Here is a 15797-nt window from a genome sequence, read left to right as displayed (position 1 = left end):
ACTCCCTGTCTTGTCGGTCTGTGCATCCAATGCGGGTTGACGCGGGTTACTCCAGCACCTTGTTCAGCTCGGCGCCGTCGATACTCAGGGTTGCGGTGTTGAGCATGCCTTCGAGGTACGCCTTGGCGATCTGCTCCTGACGTTGGACACGCAGGGCCTGGGTCAGGCGCTCGCGCAGTTCGTCGAGGGTCGCAGTACGCGCTGGTTGCTGGCCGGTGAGTTTGAGCACATGAAACCCCGCCGCGCTCTGCACCACGTCCGACACGGCGCCGACCTTGAGGCGCGACACGGCATTGCGCACTTCCGGCACCAGCTGTTGCAAGGGTTGCATGCCTGAGTCACCGCCGCGCGCGGCGGAGTCGGTGTCCTGGGAAAACTGCGTGGCCAGGGCGGCGAAATCACCTGGCGCGGCCTGGGCACGACGGCTCAGTTCCTGGGCCTGGCGGCGCACGTTGTCGACGGTTTGCGGGTCATTGGTCGCCAGGAAAATCTGGCTCACCCGGTACAATGGCGGCGTCCCCCATTGCGACTTGCCACTGTCGTAGGCCTGCTGCAACTCCGCCGCGCTGGGGTAATCGGCCGGCACCTGGCTGACCGAGAGCATGTAGTCGCGAAACACGATCTGCTCGGCGGCGGCGCGGGTCTGCTGTTCCACGTCCGGGCGCTGGCGCCAGCCCTGGGCGTCGGCCTGTTCGAGCACCGCCTTTTGCGCCAACCGTGAACGAATCCAGGTTTCCAACGCACCACGGTTACCGCGCAACTGCTCACGGGACTCGGCAGGCAGGCTGGCCAGCACGGTTTTCAGTTCCATCAGGTCGATCTGCTGATTGCCCAGGCGGGCCACCGCCGGCCCGGCCGATACAGGATTGATCACCGGTGCCGGTTGCTGCGCCGCCACCGGGTCGCTGCCCGGTCGCAGGCTCAAGCCCACCGCCACCACCAGCAAGACCAACGCACCCGCGCCGACCATCAAGGTAGGTTTCTTCACAATACCGGCGCCTCGGCTTCAGCCTGCAACTGCGCGGCCTGTTGGCTGTATTCACGCAGGTAAACGATAAATTCCTGTAACAGGCGATCCCACAACTCCAGCTGACTGCGCAGGTGCGTGGCGCCGACGCCCGCCACCACCACGTCCATTTCCATCAACAAAAACTCGCCCTGCACCGACAACCGCACAAAGCGTCGCGACGCGTTCCACACCTGCGCCAGACCTTCAGGCAATTCGCCCTGGATGCGCAGCGCACAGCTGTAGGTGAAATCCACATAGCTGCCCTGCTCCACCGCCGGGTTGCCGAAACGCACGGCAAAACCGATGCCCTGACTGGCGCTGAGCAATTGCACGACGCCATTCTGTTCGGTGTGGTTGACGCGGTAACCGGCTTCCTGCAGCAGTTCGGTGAGGCTCTGGGTGGTGACGCTGGAGATCAATTCGTTCATGGTGATTTCTTCCCTGTCGATCAATGATTGGCGGTTGCCTGGGGCGCATCGAAACGGCTTTTGTACAAATCGTCGCCAAAGCCCTGGGCGAGTTCCTCGAACTTGACCCGAGCGCTGCTGGCGAAGGGCTGGCGAATACTCATCACCTCGGCCACGTCGATTTTTTCGTAGGCCGCGAGCAACTGCTGGGCCACGCCGTACATCTGTTGATTCTTGACTGAACATTGCTGCACTTGTGTGTCACGTTCGCTCAGTTGCGCCTGCAAGCGCGCACGCTCGGCCTCTTTGCCCTTGGCCAGCACCAGCAGTTCGTCATAGGCCTTCTTGAACTTGCCGATCTGCTCGTTGCTGGCCGCCACCTGGGCCTGAGCTTGACTGTGCAGGCTCTGTTGCTGGCCGGCCATTTGCTCGGCCACGCCACGCACCTGGGCGAGTTCGGTCGTCAGCTGCTTGATTTGCGCCTGGGCCTGCTTGGCCTGGTTTTCGGCCGCAATCCGCGCGGCGCTGGCCTGGGCCTGTTCGCTTTGCAGGGCCTGCAATTGCTGGGTAGTGCTGCGCAGTTGCGTACGCAGGCGTTCCTCCATGCCTTCAGCCGACGCGCCGGTGGTGACCAGCAGCAGCAACAGCCCGCAGATTCGCGTGTTCATGTGGCATCTCCGTGCGCATCAAAAGCGCGTGTTGAGTTCCAGTTGCATCACATCGACTTCGAACGGCGCGCCATACACTTCAGACGCGCTTAACCAACGCGCACTGGCGTAGATGTTCTTTTCGATGCCGTAGTTGGCGCCAATGAAATACCCCTTGGCGTTGGTGCCGCCCAGGTGGAACGACGAATCGTTGAAGCCGTCAGGCAGTGCGTCAGGCTGGATGTATTTGTAGCCGGCCAACACGTTCCAATCGCCGCGTTTGCGCATTTCCAGCGCGCTGCCGAGGGTGAACGACACCATCAGCGCATTGCCGCCACTTTCAAACTGGCCCTTGCTGTTGATGTTGTTGACGATCTGGCCTTCGCTGCGCTTGAGCATCTCGCCCTTGTCGTAGGCCAGGTTGTGGATGAAGTTGCCTTGGGTGCGCAGCTTGAAATCGCTGGGCAGCTCGGCATCCCAGGCCAGGTTCAGGTCGAGCACATCGAACTTGGATGCCAGGCCGACGAACTGCGGTTGCGGGGTCAGGCCTGGGGTGGCTGGATTCGGCGTAATGTCGCGTAGCAGGAACACGCTGTTGCCCTTTTGCATGAAGGCCAGGCGCGAGCCGTCACTGTCACACGCCGGCTGGCCGGACCACGGCTGGCAAGCGCCGGAGCGTTTACCTTCGATATCGTCAAAGTGGTAGTAGGCCAGCGCGCCCTTCAGGCTGTTTTCGCGGTTGATCTTCCAGTTGGCGCCGATCTGCCCACCAAACAGCCACTTGGTGTCGCTGTCTTCCTTGTCGAAACCGTTGCTGCTGGCCGAGTCGGAGGTGTACTCCACCGGGAACGCGCCCAAGGTGCCGAACAGGCCCCACTGGCTATTGAGCGTATGGTTGAAATTGGCGGCGATACCGTCGAAGTTCAGGTCGCCCGAATACATCATGTCAGTGGAATAGAACGGGTTGGCGAATCGCCCGGCGGTGAGGGTCACGTCCGGCGTGGCCTTCCAACTCAGGTAGCCCTGATCGAGCCAGATGTCTTTCTTGCCAAAGCCGCCGCCCAGGGTCTGGGTGGTGGACACCGGGTTGTTGTCAGAGCCGGTGCCCACCCGGATGCCGGCCGTCCAGTCCGGTGACAGCACGGCTTTCATGCCCAGGCGCGCGCGCAGGCGGAACAGGTTTTCGCGGTCCTTGGTGGTGTTGAGCAGCGGCGGCAGCTTGGTGTTGGTGTCTTTGTTGGTGTCGTACGGGCCGCTTTCATTGAGCTTGGCGTAGTCGACGATCTCGTTGCTGTTATTGCCCGAAAAATAGCGCGACTCGTCTCGCAGGCGGATATCGCCATCAAAGCTGATACGCGAGACCCAATCCGGGAAGGTATTGGGCTGGGCCCAGTTTTCCTGCTTGGCGGTGGCCATGACCTCGGCCTTGACCTGATCACGGATCTGATCCTTCACCGCCTGCGGCACGTACTGCACACGCACGTCACCCGGCGCAGCGGCGGGGCCTGCGGCCACCACCGGCGCGGCATTGGCCTGGCGGGCCTGCTGGGCCTCTTTTTCGGCCTGGGCGATCAAGCCGTTGGCGGTGTCTTGGGTCAGCACGCCTTGCTGCACCAATAGGCGGATCAGGTTGATGGTGACGTTTTCCGAGGGTGCGACCGGGGCTGCAGCCGCCTGGCCGACCAGGGTCGCGATGACCATGCCGACCGCCAGGGTCAGTCGATTCACGGGGGAAATCATGTGTACGCAACTCCTGTAAAAAACCGTAAAAAAGGGTTTGTTCAATCCGGACGCCGGCCCTTGAGTGACAGGCGCATGGGCAGCGTCAGCGACGCCGGCGGCTTCTGTGTGGCACGCGGTGCCTGGATCAAGGCGAGCATCTGCGCGTCGGTCTCGGCATCCCCGCTGGACTTGGTCACCAAGGCTTTGGTGACCTGGCCATCGGCGCCCAACCACAGGTCTATCTGTATCGAGAACGCCTTCTTGCGCAGTTCAGGGTCTTCGCGCATCAGTCGCTGATAAGTGCCGGCCAGGTACTGCTTGTAAGTGCCCGTTCCCAACCCACCGCCACCACTGCCGGCCATGCCGCCGCCCTTGCCGGCGCCGATGTTGAAACCGTCGTTGCCGGACTGGGCGTCGCCGTCGATCTGCATCGGGTTGGCCAGGTCTTCGTTAGGCGAAGGCGGCGCTTCCTCGGCTGGCTTGACCTCTTCGGGTTCGGGGCTTGGCACCGGTTCCGGGATTTTTTCTTCGACCTGGGGCTCAGGCTCCTTGGGCTTTTCCGGCGGTGGTGGCGGTGGCGGCGGCAACGGGATAATCGTCGGCACCTTCGGTGCTTCGCGGCGCACGCCACTCATGTCATTGGCCCATTGCCACAAGAACCAGGCCGCCACGGCACCCAGCAACAGGCCCACGCCCCACTTCAACGGGCGCAACGGCGGCTTCTTCTTAATGGGCAAGGGCGCGATCGGGATCTGTGCGGTCATGTCTCAGCCCTGACTCGGTTTGCCGGTAACCAACCCGACCTGGGACAGTTCCAGCCGACGCAGCAGGTCGAGCACTTCGATCACCTTCTGGTACTGCACCATCGCATCGCCACGCACGATCACCGGGAAATCCGGGTTCAGCGCTTTCTCGATGCGCAGGCGTTCTTCCAGCTCGCCGAGGGTCACCGGGTAGGCGTCGAGAAACACCTGGCCACCGTCGTTCACGGAGATGGCCTTGGTCTTGGCCTCCGACAACGACACCGAAGCGCTGGCCTTGGGCAAGTGAATCTGGATGCCCGAGACCTGAGCGGTGGCGGTGAGGATAAACATCACCAGCACCACCATCAGCACGTCCACCAGGGGCGTGATGTTGATACTGTCGACGGCGGCATCATCGTCATCGTCGTGGGAGGTATTTACGGAAGCCATGGCAGATCTCCTCAGGCCGGAACAGCGGCGTGATGGTCACGACGGTGCGCGGCTTCACTGTGCTGGCTCTCGCCGTGCATCTCCGCCAGGCGGGTGATGAACTCGTCGACAAACACACGCATGTCCGCGCTGACTTCCTTGTTGCGCGTGATCAGGCGGTTGTAGCCAAACAGCGCCGGGATCGCGACAAACAGGCCCATGGCCGTGGCCAGCAACGCCGCCGCCATACCGGGAGCAATCGCATTGATGTTCACATCACCGGCCATGGCCGTACCGAGGAACACCACCATGATCCCCAGCACTGTGCCGAGCAGGCCGATATAAGGGCCGCCGGCGATGGCGTTGGACAGGGTCGAGAGCTTGGAGCTGAGCGCCTGGTTTTCGCGGGTGCGCACGCCGTCCATCGAGCAACGGATGGCTTCGATGGTGGCGGCCGAGACCGACGAGGTGTCAGCGCCCTGGGCACGCCGGGTGCGGATCTCCTTGACCGCTACCAGGTACAGGCGCCACAGCGAAGAATGGGCCAGGCGCTCACCCAGTTGGGCGTCGTCGGCGTACATCTCCAGGCGGGTGCCGATTTGTGAGAAGTGCTCGCGGAACACCTCGTTGGCGCTGCTGAGGCGGCTGACCTGACGGTTCTTACGCAGCATGATGACCCACGACTGGAACATCATCGCCACCAGCACCAGGATGATTACCCAGGCATCCACCGGCACCGCGTTGAGCAAGAAGCCCAGGCTGCCGAAACCAAAGCCGGACTGTTCTTCATCCACGCCATAGGCCACCAGTTTCGACTCGGCGCCCTGGGCGCTGGCATCGGCCAGCAACAGTGCCGCCGGACGCGCCACCTTGGACAGGCGCAGCTCATCGATGGCCCCGGCGAATGGCAGGTGCGTGGTGCCCGCTTCCGGCAGATCGGCACCAATGGCCAGTTGGGTGTTGAACGCGGGCAAGGCAACGGCCAGGGTGGCAGTCTCGCGGCCATTCACATACAGCGTGACCTTGTCACCCTCAGAGGTGAACGCCAGGTGCTGCCATTGGCCGGGGTTCAAAGGTTGAGTCGACACGGCGCGCTGGCCGTCGATGTCCACGAAAGGCATGCCCTGGTTCAGACCCAGCAACAGGCTATGGGCACCATCACGTCGGGCCAGCACGACTTGCTCGCCGCTGGCTTGGTCCAGGCGCAGCCAGGCGCTGAAGGTGAACGCGCCACCCGCAGCGTGTTGCAGCGAAGGGCTGGCCGGCAACATCAGCGGTTGACCGCTGAACTGCAAGGCACGGCCGATCACACCGTCGATGCTCGCACCGGTGGCGTTCAACGCGGTGTTGGCGTAGGCCGTGGTGTCGCGGGCCGGTGTGCCGTTGGCCCCGTCAAAATGGTAGAGCGCGGTGTAGTTCGGGTCGAACGTCAACTGGCCGTTGGCGGTGGCCGGGGCCTTCTGGTTGCCGTAGTACATCCACAGGTCCTGACGCTGACCGCCTTCGACCTTGGGCACATCGACCCAGATCAGCGCCATGCCCATCAATGGGTCGAAGCTCTCGATCTGGTGGTTGAACACGGTTTTGTCATCGGCGCTCACAAAACGCAGGTCGGCGCCGTCATCCTTGACCCCGTCAAAGGTGAAGTTGCCGGTGTGCAAGCGCACCAGCAGCGCGGTACGGCCCAGGGCCTGGTTGATCGCGGCGCCTTGGGCGGTGGTGTCCACCGAAATCTGTTTGCGGTAGTGCCAGTCGTCCTGCCACCAGGCATGGGCGGTGGCCGGGAGCGTGAAGCCCAGGCAGATCAACAGGCTCAGGAATAGGCGTTGCATGGGTGAAGTCTCCGGAAGAAAAAGTCAGAAAGTCGCCTGCACACTGAAGTGCAGTCGCGAGTCCTGTTTCTGGGTGTTCGGTCCATCAAGCAGCGGGTAGCCCCAATCCAGGCTGCCGGACAACCATTTGCTCAAACTGGCGCGGGTGCCCAGGCCGACACTGGCCAGGCTGTATTCATCTTCTTGCTCGGGCAGCGGATCGTGCAGGCGCATGCGCGCACCTTCGGCGAACGCGTAGAAGCGCCACTCCTGCACATAACTGCCGAGGAACTTGGCCAGGGACGGCGTGCGCAGTTCCTGGGAGAGCAAGTACCCCTCATCCCCGGTACGCTCCGCCGCCAGGTAGCCGCGCACCGACGTAGCACCGCCGGCGGAATACTGCTCGTTGGACACCAGCGGCCCCGACGCCAACTGGAAGCCGCCCTTGGTCGCCGACTGCCAATCGTTGGCGAAGGTGTAGGTGTAATTCAGGTCGCCCTTGAGCACGGCAAAACTGGCGCTGGCCTTGTAGCGTTTGTATTCGAACTCTTCGGCATCGCTGCCGTAGCCGAAGAAGGCGCGCGTGCCCACTACCAGGTTCAAGCCCAGGCCCAATTGCGATTGTTCGGTATAGCGAAAGCCGTTGTAGCCCAAGGTGAACGGCGCATATTTGAGGGGCACCTGGTCGCTGCTGGAACCGAACTTCATCTGTTCGTCGAAGTCCTTGAAGTCCACGCCAAACGAGAACGAGTTGGCCCAGTTGCCCGCCGCCGGCAGGTTGTAGATGGCCGACACGCCGTAGGAATGCCCTTTGCCCAGCACGTTGCTGCCGCCGATGGTGGCGATGTTGCTGTCGGACTGGTAGCCCGAGAACTGCACGGTCCAACGCTCGTTGAGCGGGGCGCTGTAGGAGCCCGACCAGACCTTGGCATTCTCGGTGTCCTGGGGCGCGGTGAAGTAGGTCAGGGAAATGCTGTGGCCCAGTTGCCAAAGGTTGTCGTACCCCAGGGTCGCCACCGAGCGCAGTTTCTCGGTGTCGGCACTGTAGTCGTTGTTCAGGCCGATACTGGCGTGCCAGGGGTTCTGGTCCTCCACCTGCAAATCCACATCCATGGTGCCGGGGCGTTGACCCTCGCGTACCAACGGCGTGACCTGGCGCCCAGCGCCGCGATTGAGGCCCGCCAACTGGGTTTGCACCGTGGCGAAGTCCGGCACCGCGCCCTCCTCCAGGGCCGGCACCTGCTCGCGGATTTCCACTGGCGAATAGTGCTTGGCACCGACCACACGCACCCGGCCGACCTTGGTCTCGCTGACCTGCAGATAGACGATACCGTCATCGACCTTCTGCTCCGGCAACTCGACAAACACCGACTGGTAGCCACGCGACTGGTAGATCTTCTGTAACGCATCGCGCGCGCCTTCGATATCGCCCAAGGTCTTCTGCGGCCCCAGGAACGGATACACCGCCTCCTCGATCGTCGCCGCATCCAGCACCGTATTGCCGCGCACGAAGTACTCGTTGACGTCGACCTTGCGCGCGCCCTCTTCTTCCTCGGCCAACACCGGTTGCGCCAGGCTCCCCAGCGTCACGCAACACAGCGCCAACGTTAATTTGAACAGATGCTCCACACCGCCCCCTGACTGTCTGATTTTGTGCGCCATCGCCGGACGCCCGGCGTGCGGCTGGCTCAATTGCTGGTGATCGAGGTGCTGCCGTGGCGTGCCAGCCAGGTGTGCAACAGGGCGAAGTTCAACGAGAACTCCGGCATGTGCAGCAAGGCGCCACAAAACACGTCACCGATGATTTTCTGGATGAGTTGCACCGCACGCGGGTTGTTGAGCAGCGTGGCGATGTCGCGGGTCAGTACGTGAATGCTCCAGACCTTTTGGTTGAGGTCCAGGCCGACGAACCAGCGGAACAACAGGTTGTAGTTCAGCTGTTCGTGCAGCTGTTGTTCGCTGGGCACCGAGTACAGCAGTTGCAGCAGGAGGATCTGCAGCACGGTGTGCGGGGCGATCGACATTGCGGGTTCGGCGGTGAGCCAGTCGCGATGCTGGTCGAGCACTTCGTCGATCTGTGGGCGCAGCAGCACCAGGGAGTGGCCTGCCGGGATGTAGCTGGACACTTCCTTGCGAGCGCCTTGCCAGTCTTCCTGGGAGACGATCCAGACCCAGGGTGCGCCGTAGCGATAGACCGACACCGGCTTCTTGCGCGCCGCTTCGACGATCTTTGACAGGCGCTGGTCGAGCTCCTGCATGCCCACTTTCGAGTAACGTTCCATAGTTCCCATCGCCCCACTCCTGGCATCCTGCTTGCGGCTGAAAAGCCCAACGTTCTGGTGGGCTCAAGCGCGTTACACAGAGGAGACGGGAGTGGCCGGGGACTACCGAACTTTTGTCATGAAAGCTTCATTTTGGATTGGGTGGGGGGCATTTTTTATGGTGTACATATCCGTTATTTAGGTAACGGCTACTTAGGGTTCCGCTCTTACAGCGGCTCACTTTTGGAAAGGCCCAAAAGTAAGCAAAAGGCCTTCGCCCCAACACTCGGCACCTCGCCTAGGCTCGGTGTGCCCGTAATCCGACAGTGATTTGGGGGGCCGCCGCCACGCGCCATCCATGGCGCGGGGCGGCTAAACCGGCATCCCTGCCGGTTTACCCCCCAAATCCCTGTCGAATTCCGGCCAGCGTGTTTAACGGGGCGCCTAAGATCAAAATCAAAAGCAAAAGCACAGCGGCCTGACAGCCGGCTTGAGTGGTGTGAAGCAAAGGCAAAAGCAAACGCGGTCCTGTAGGAGCCGGCTTGCCGGCGATGGTCTTCAACGATGACGGAAGTACATCTGGATAAACGCGGCGGTCTCACGTTTTTCGCCGGCAAGCCGGCTCCTACAACACCGCGTATCTACGATGCGAAGCGAGTCGCTCTTGATCTTGATTTTGATCTTAGGCGCCCCGTTAAACACGCTGGCCGAACGCAGGCTTGAATCCGTGGGTAACCCGGCAGGACGCCGGGTTAGCCGCGCTGGGCCAAGGATGGCCCATCGCGGCGGCCCACGGATTCAAGCCGGAGTGAGGGCACACCGAGCCTAAGCGAGGTGCCGAGTGTTGGGGCGAGGACCTTTTGGTTACTTTTGGGTCCTTCCAAAAGTGACCCGCTGTAAGAGCGGAACCCTAAGTAGCCGTTACCTAAACAACGGATATGCCCTCAGCCACCAGAACAAAACCCCACCCCCTGCAACGGCAACTCATAAGACTTCTTAACCGTCCGAACCACCAACGTAGAAGAATAAGTCCGAATCGGAATATCCCGATAAATCTCCAAAAACCGATAGATATACTCGGTATATTCCGCAGCATCCCGAAACTTCGCCACCATCACAAAATCAAACTCCCCCGTCATCAAGTAGCAGTCCTGAATCTCCGGATGACCAGAAAGTATGTGCTGCATCCTGCGATCAATATCATTGCTATCCCTATCCAACTTGATCAGAAAAAACGCCGTCACCTGGATCCCCAACTTTCGCTCATCCAAGACCGCCACTTTCGCCTTGATAATCCCCGCGCTCTCCATGCGGCGAATCCGCCGGTAACAACTGGTGGACGATAGCCCCACACTGTCACTCAACAACTCCAGGCTCTGGTCGCAATCCTTTTGCAACTTGCCCAGGATTTTCAAATCCATGGCGTCTGTCATCGGTTCCAAATCGTCCTTGAAAATTGCAATGAATCCGTCGCAATGACGGGCCAATTTGCACAAATCCTGCGCAGTGGCTAGTTAACATCGATTCAGCTTAGCAGCCCGGCCAACACCTGGCCTTACGGCGGCATGAGAGGGATCTTATGATAGTCGCGAAACCGACATGGACCGCTGATATCCAAGGACTTTTCAGCGCTCCGTACTGGATACCCGTCAGCCAGCGCGCCGCCGTTGCGGCCACCTGGATCGGCTGCATGAATGCCTACGACGTGTTCCTGGAAGACCCGGCGTCGGTCAAGACCTGGTCGCAGACCATCTACCAGCACCTCGCGTCGCGCAACATGCCGCTGACCACCGACCAGCAGCAATTCTGGCCGATCGATGCCTTGGAAACCTTCCGCCTGTGGGTCAACCAGGGTTGGCGGCTGGACAGCATCTCGCCCTTCGACCCGGCCGAACGCATCCCACCACCGGCGTTGCCGCACCCGGTCAAGCGCGTACGCCAGGACATCCGCTCGCTGAGCGTCGACGAACTGAACCTGTACCGCGCCAAGCTGGATGACGTGATGCATATCGGCGACCCCGACAGCGGTTCGCCCTGGCAGCGTTACGCCTACATCCATACCAACTGGTGCCTGCATTACCAGGAAGCCTTCGCCCTGTGGCATCGCGCCTACCTGCTATATCTGGAAGCGTTGATCGACTGCGCGATTCCTTACTGGGACTGGATGGCCGTGGACGCCAGTATCGACGGCAGCCCCCAGGCCGGCCTGCCCCAAGCGTTCCTCGATGAAACCTATGTGCACCCGCACACCGGTGAAGTGCGGCGTAACCCATTGCGGTATGCGGCGGCCAAAGATGGCTGTTCCAAGGTTTGCGCCACCGCTCCGGTCGGCGACGTGGATTGCCTGTATGTGCAGCGCAACCCGCTGTTCTATACCCAGGGCGAGGCCTTTCGTTTCGAGCGCACCCAACTGTATGGCATGAGCCGGATCTTTCAGCAGCAGGTGGTCGATGCGCTGGCTTTCACCACGTTCAGCCAGCCGCAAGGCGTGCCGGGCTACCCCTGGGCCAACATCACCAGCTTCGACCCGCCGCAACCGAATGACCTGTACCCCAACCGCGCGCTGAATTTCGACGGGCTTTACGAGCAGCCCCACGACAACTATCACGGCTGGATCGGCGGTGACATGGCCGACAACGCCTACACCGCGTTCGACCCGGTGTTCTGCGCCTATCACGCCAATATCGACCGCATGCTGGAGGTCTGGATCCGCGCCAACCCGGCGGCGCAGTACACCACCCAGTGCCTGTTGCAGCCGTTCGCTGGCCATCAGGCCGACGAGGTGAGCTTCACCAGCGCCGACGCTTGGCGCTACACCACCCTCGGCGATATGGCCCAGGACAGCCGGCACATCGGCTACGACTACGGCACCCCGGTGGCCCCGCAGTTTGGCGCGGCGAAAGCTGCGTGCTGCCATCAAAAACCGGCTGCCATCACCGGCCCCTGGGTGGTGTTCGACCATGTGCGCTGCACCCACGACACCTACCTGATCGACGTCTTCCTCAATCAACCCGACGCCACGGCGCAACAGGCGAATGCCGACAACCCGCATTACGTCGGGCGCTTCAGCCGCATCGGCATGGGCCTGGTGGATGACAAGGGACGCTGCATCACCCAAGGCGTCTCCCGCGCCCTGAACGCCGCGCGCAACGTCAAGGCGCTGAACCTCAAACCGACCGATAAAGCGCAGTTATCGCTGATCGTGACCCATCCCGATACTGGCCAGGTGTTGACGCCCGATGCGTACGCGCCCCTGCCTGGCTTTATCGCCCAACTGGTGTGGGACGACCCACGCCAAACCTCTGCCGGCCCCGCTCCGGACGCCGGTTGCTGCTCCACCAACACCAATGCTGGAGAACCAACATGAGCACGCCCTTCACCCAATTCACCTCCCCCGCCGAACAAGCCCCCAAGGACTACAACAAGCTGGGCCTGGAGAATCAACTGCCCACCTTCGAAACCAACTGGAACAACAACGTCACCGGCTGGACCCAGATGTCGGTGATCGGCAACCCCTGGTCCAACCTCAACGACGCACCGCGCTCGGGCTACTACAACCCGATCGAAAGCGGCTACGGCACGCAGACGCCAGTGACCATCACCTGGCAGCCCTTCCCCAATCGTCTGTGGACGTTCTTCTACAACAACGGCGCCGCCGTGGTCCCGCAACTGGGCGGCAAGGCCATGACCCTGGACCAGGTGATGCAGTTGACCGACCACGGCCAGATCACCCTCAACAACACCCTCTATTCGCTGTACCCGGACCCCAAGGCGACCCAACTGCAGATCCCCAGCGTGCTGTGCAAGTCCATCAACTGGAACGGCCCCTACGCCGACTTTTCACCCTCGGGCCCACGGGGCTGGCTGGATGAATACTGCGAGTGGTCGATCACCCGCGATCCCGACGGCAACATGCGCAGCATCATGTTCACCAGCGAGAACCCGGCGTACTTCCTGACCATGTGGAACATCGACCCGCAGGCCGTGCTGGGGCTGTACAAAGCCTATGTCGACCCACAGGTGAAGATCGAAGACCTGTACCTGCGCTACACCGCCAACGGCCCGACCGGCAAGGCCGGTGATCCGGTGCTTGACCCCACCACCGGCCAGCCCGCCTACGACACCGTGAACAAATGGAACAGCGGTACCGTGCGCATTCCGGGTGTGTCAGGCGGCGCGATGCACCTGACCTCAGGCCCCAATACCTTGAGTGCCGAGATCTACCTGGCGGCAGCGGCCACCATCCTGCGGCCGATCAAAAGCAGCGGCAACCAACAGAACCTGATCTGCTGCGCCCAATACGGGCAGAACTACCGCAACTCCGATCCGCATATCGGTTTCTCCGCCAACCAGGAAGCCGTCAAAGCCCTGATTTCCTTGACCAACCCCATCGGTCTGTACCTGCAACAACCGAAGTCCTTCAGCACCTGGAAAGGCCCGCAAGGCCAGGATGTGAGCAGCTACTGGCGCATCACCCGTGGCACTGCCGGCACCGGGCCGAACAACTCCGACCAGATCCTGCAGGCCGTCTTCGAAGTGCCGCAAAGCGCGGGGTTCTCGATCAACGACATCACCATCAACGGCACGCCGATCGACTACGTATGGGTGATCGCCAACGAGCTGAATGTGGCCCTGAGCGTAACCCCGGCGCCACTCACCGCCACGCCCCAAGAGTGCGATTGCGTGGCAGCCAACAACACCGATGCGCAACCCTGGCCTGTGCAATTGCTGCCGATTGACCTGTTCTACGGTCAGTCCCCCAGCGACTTGCCGGCCAGTTTTGCGCCCGGCAGCTCGGGCCAGTTCGTGCTGGTGGTGCAAGGCGCTGACCCAAGCACCACGGCGGCAGATGCGCGGGTGCAGTTTTCCAACCCTGGGATCACGGCTCAGGTCACGAAATTCCTGCCGGATGCCTCGGCGATTCCAGGGCAGACCGACAGCGGCGGCACCCAGGGCTACATCATGACCGTCACCGTCAGCAGCAACGCAGCGCCGGGGCTGGTCAGCGTGCGTGCGCTGAACCCCAGCGAAGCCGCCAACCCCAGCGCCACGCAGCATCCGTGGGAAAGCGGCCTGGCGCTGGTGCCTGTCGCCTGAGTACCGCTTGGCCGCCCATGCCTGGCGTGGGCGGTCGCCTCTTGAGTCTTGAGCAAGGAATGCGACCATGAACGGATGGCTTCGCCCGCTGCGCCGGGCACGCTTGAGTGTGTTGTGCTGGATCACCTGCGCCCTTCTTCCCCTGCTGGGCACCACGCCGGCCAATGCGGCCTCGGACGCCCAGAGCTGCGTCAGCCAACTGGTGTTCGATCCCACCAGCGGCGGCTTCCTGCCGGTAAACAACTTCGGCACCGAGCAGGACTTTCTCAACTGTTTCGGCTGGCAGTTGTTCATCGCCATGAACTGGCCGGTCAACCCCGGCTGGCCAGCCAACTCGAGCCTGGCCGGAGAGCCGGACACGCAAAGCACCGTGGCCCAGTTCGGCGTGCCGCCAACGCCCGGCCAGCCCATGAGCAATGCCCCGGTGTGGGCCAGCTACAAGGACGCCAGCGATATCTTCCTGCCCGGCGCGCCCAAGCCCTCCGGTTGGGGCGTGGAAACCCTGGTGCCGTCCAATTGCACCGCCACCGGCAACCTCAAGGCGTTTTCCACGGGCGCACGTAAATTCATTACAGCCACGTCGGAAAGCGCGATCAACCGCAAGCACCGCTTCCACTTATCCAGCGGTACCCAGGTGACGCTGCCCGATTCGATCATGGAAGCTTCCGGCGGCTGGCTCACGGACCAGTCGGGCAACCTGGTGTTTTTCGAGCGCAAGGTCGGCAAGGCCGAGTTTGATTACATCGTCGAAAACGGGCTGTACGACGCCGCCAACCAACTGATCGTGGCGCAGAACAGCGACAACCGGCACCCCGCAGGCCTGTCACTGCCCGCAGGCAAACTGGTGCGCGAGCTGCCGGCCCAGGCGCTGCCCCAAGAAGAACTCGGCGCCCTGGAACTCAAGGCAGCCTGGCGCGTGCTCACCAACAAACCCGAGCTGTACGGGCGTTACCTGACCACCGTCGCCTGGCTGCAGCGCCCCGACACGCTGCAATGCACCCAGGAAGTGGTGGGTCTGGTGGGCCTGCATATCATCAACAAGACACAGACCCAGCCGAACTTCATCTGGACCACCTTCGAGCAGGTCGACAACGTGCCGGACAACGGCACAGCAGGGCCCCAGGGCTACAGTTTCAACAATCCGGCCTGCACGGGTGATGCCTGCACGCCCAACGTTGCACGGGTGCAGTGCGATGCCACCCACACGCCGCCCAACTGCACGCCCCTTGATCAGCCAGTGCAGGCCACGCGACTCAATGCCACGCCCCAGGACCTGCAGGTGCTGAACACCGCGGTGCAACAGATTTTCGCCCAGAAAACCCAGGGCCAATCAGTGTTCCAGTACTACAAACTAGTGAATGTGCTGTGGTCCAAGACGCCCAACGCGCCCAACGATCCCGGCCCTGGACCCAACGTGCAGGTGCCGCTGTCCTATGGGCCGTTTGTCAGCGACCAGAGTGTCGTTGTCGCCAACACTACGATGGAAACCTACGTGCAGACAGACAACTGCAACGACTGCCATCAGTACGCGGCGATTGCCGGCGGGTCCAAACTGGCGTCGGATTTCTCCTTTCTGTTTGGCAATGCCGACTCGGCGAAGAACACGCGCCTGATCAAACGCATCGAGGCGTTCAAGACCCTCAAGGATGAGCCGTAGCCGCAAGCCAAACA

13 protein-coding genes are annotated in these 15797 nt (G+C 62.0%); 3 read left to right on the top strand and 10 right to left on the bottom strand.

What is annotated here, in order from left to right; all coding sequences use genetic code 11:
• Nucleotides 1-46: 46 nt before the first annotated feature.
• The 10 genes from RB216_RS11245 to RB216_RS11200 form a co-directional block, all read right to left on the bottom strand.
• Nucleotides 47-988 carry a peptidylprolyl isomerase gene (locus tag RB216_RS11245; RefSeq protein WP_308908702.1) on the bottom strand — a complete coding sequence of 314 codons (942 nt, stop codon included), beginning with the start codon at nucleotides 986-988 and terminating at the stop codon, nucleotides 47-49.
• Nucleotides 985-1437, bottom strand: a complete 453-nt coding sequence (locus RB216_RS11240) for a YbjN domain-containing protein (protein WP_308908701.1) — start codon at nucleotides 1435-1437, stop codon at nucleotides 985-987. Before RB216_RS11240 ends, RB216_RS11245 begins: the two co-directional genes overlap by 4 nt.
• Before the next feature lie 20 nt (nucleotides 1438-1457).
• Nucleotides 1458-2084, bottom strand: coding sequence for a hypothetical protein (locus tag RB216_RS11235; protein WP_028619781.1), 627 nt, complete (start codon nucleotides 2082-2084; stop codon nucleotides 1458-1460).
• Nucleotides 2085-2102: 18 nt separating this feature from the next.
• Nucleotides 2103-3803, bottom strand: coding sequence for a putative porin (locus tag RB216_RS11230; RefSeq protein WP_016980093.1), 1701 nt, complete (start codon nucleotides 3801-3803; stop codon nucleotides 2103-2105).
• Between the two features lie 41 nt (nucleotides 3804-3844).
• Nucleotides 3845-4549: an energy transducer TonB family protein gene (locus RB216_RS11225; RefSeq protein WP_068936199.1), complete on the bottom strand. Its 705-nt coding sequence runs from the start codon at nucleotides 4547-4549 to the stop codon at nucleotides 3845-3847.
• Nucleotides 4550-4552: 3 nt separating this feature from the next.
• Complete coding sequence (locus RB216_RS11220) at nucleotides 4553-4978, bottom strand: ExbD/TolR family protein (RefSeq protein ID WP_016980095.1); 426 nt, start codon at nucleotides 4976-4978, stop codon at nucleotides 4553-4555.
• An 11-nt stretch (nucleotides 4979-4989) separates the two neighbouring features.
• Nucleotides 4990-6789 carry a DUF2341 domain-containing protein gene (locus RB216_RS11215; protein WP_068936201.1) on the bottom strand — a complete coding sequence of 600 codons (1800 nt, stop codon included), beginning with the start codon at nucleotides 6787-6789 and terminating at the stop codon, nucleotides 4990-4992.
• Nucleotides 6790-6813: 24 nt separating this feature from the next.
• Nucleotides 6814-8397, bottom strand: a complete 1584-nt coding sequence (locus RB216_RS11210) for a ShlB/FhaC/HecB family hemolysin secretion/activation protein (RefSeq protein ID WP_028619778.1) — start codon at nucleotides 8395-8397, stop codon at nucleotides 6814-6816.
• A 59-nt stretch (nucleotides 8398-8456) separates the two neighbouring features.
• On the bottom strand, nucleotides 8457-9050 hold the full coding sequence (locus RB216_RS11205) for a transposase (RefSeq protein ID WP_028619777.1): 594 nt from the start codon (nucleotides 9048-9050) through the stop codon (nucleotides 8457-8459).
• 923 nt (nucleotides 9051-9973) lie between these two features.
• Entirely contained in the window at nucleotides 9974-10450 is a 477-nt protein-coding gene (locus tag RB216_RS11200) for an Lrp/AsnC family transcriptional regulator (protein WP_068936218.1), read from the bottom strand.
• Nucleotides 10451-10608: 158 nt separating this feature from the next.
• Between RB216_RS11200 and RB216_RS11195 the strand changes: the two genes are divergently transcribed.
• From RB216_RS11195 to RB216_RS11185, 3 genes are all read left to right on the top strand, one after another.
• On the top strand, nucleotides 10609-12396 hold the full coding sequence (locus RB216_RS11195; protein ID WP_308908700.1) for a tyrosinase family protein: 1788 nt from the start codon (nucleotides 10609-10611) through the stop codon (nucleotides 12394-12396).
• Complete coding sequence (locus RB216_RS11190) at nucleotides 12393-14126, top strand: DUF8225 domain-containing protein (RefSeq protein ID WP_028619774.1); 1734 nt, start codon at nucleotides 12393-12395, stop codon at nucleotides 14124-14126. The genes RB216_RS11195 and RB216_RS11190 overlap by 4 nt, the downstream gene beginning before the upstream one ends.
• A gap of 67 nt (nucleotides 14127-14193) precedes the next feature.
• Nucleotides 14194-15783 carry a hypothetical protein gene (locus RB216_RS11185; RefSeq protein ID WP_308908699.1) on the top strand — a complete coding sequence of 530 codons (1590 nt, stop codon included), beginning with the start codon at nucleotides 14194-14196 and terminating at the stop codon, nucleotides 15781-15783.
• Nucleotides 15784-15797 lie beyond the last annotated feature (14 nt).

Origin of the sequence: Pseudomonas canadensis (genome assembly GCF_030980095.1) — a bacterium.
Lineage (GTDB): Bacteria > Pseudomonadota > Gammaproteobacteria > Pseudomonadales > Pseudomonadaceae > Aquipseudomonas > Aquipseudomonas canadensis.
The sequence above is the reverse complement of the archived record's forward strand: the minus strand, read 5'-3'. Positions and strand labels throughout refer to the sequence as shown.

Bases quoted from the DNA above. Each gene is read 5' to 3' on its own strand.
- RB216_RS11240 (WP_308908701.1), bottom strand. From the start codon at position 1,437: ATGAACGAATTGATCTCCAGCGTCACCACCCAGAGCCTCACCGAACTG.
- RB216_RS11235 (WP_028619781.1), bottom strand. From the start codon at position 2,084: ATGAACACGCGAATCTGCGGGCTGTTGCTGCTGCTGGTCACCACCGGC.
- RB216_RS11230 (WP_016980093.1), bottom strand. From the start codon at position 3,803: ATGATTTCCCCCGTGAATCGACTGACCCTGGCGGTCGGCATGGTCATC.
- RB216_RS11225 (WP_068936199.1), bottom strand. From the start codon at position 4,549: ATGACCGCACAGATCCCGATCGCGCCCTTGCCCATTAAGAAGAAGCCG.
- RB216_RS11220 (WP_016980095.1), bottom strand. From the start codon at position 4,978: ATGGCTTCCGTAAATACCTCCCACGACGATGACGATGATGCCGCCGTC.
- RB216_RS11215 (WP_068936201.1), bottom strand. From the start codon at position 6,789: ATGCAACGCCTATTCCTGAGCCTGTTGATCTGCCTGGGCTTCACGCTC.
- RB216_RS11205 (WP_028619777.1), bottom strand. From the start codon at position 9,050: ATGGAACGTTACTCGAAAGTGGGCATGCAGGAGCTCGACCAGCGCCTG.
- RB216_RS11200 (WP_068936218.1), bottom strand. From the start codon at position 10,450: ATGGATTTGAAAATCCTGGGCAAGTTGCAAAAGGATTGCGACCAGAGC.
- RB216_RS11195 (WP_308908700.1), top strand. From the start codon at position 10,609: ATGATAGTCGCGAAACCGACATGGACCGCTGATATCCAAGGACTTTTC.
- RB216_RS11190 (WP_028619774.1), top strand. From the start codon at position 12,393: ATGAGCACGCCCTTCACCCAATTCACCTCCCCCGCCGAACAAGCCCCC.
- RB216_RS11185 (WP_308908699.1), top strand. From the start codon at position 14,194: ATGAACGGATGGCTTCGCCCGCTGCGCCGGGCACGCTTGAGTGTGTTG.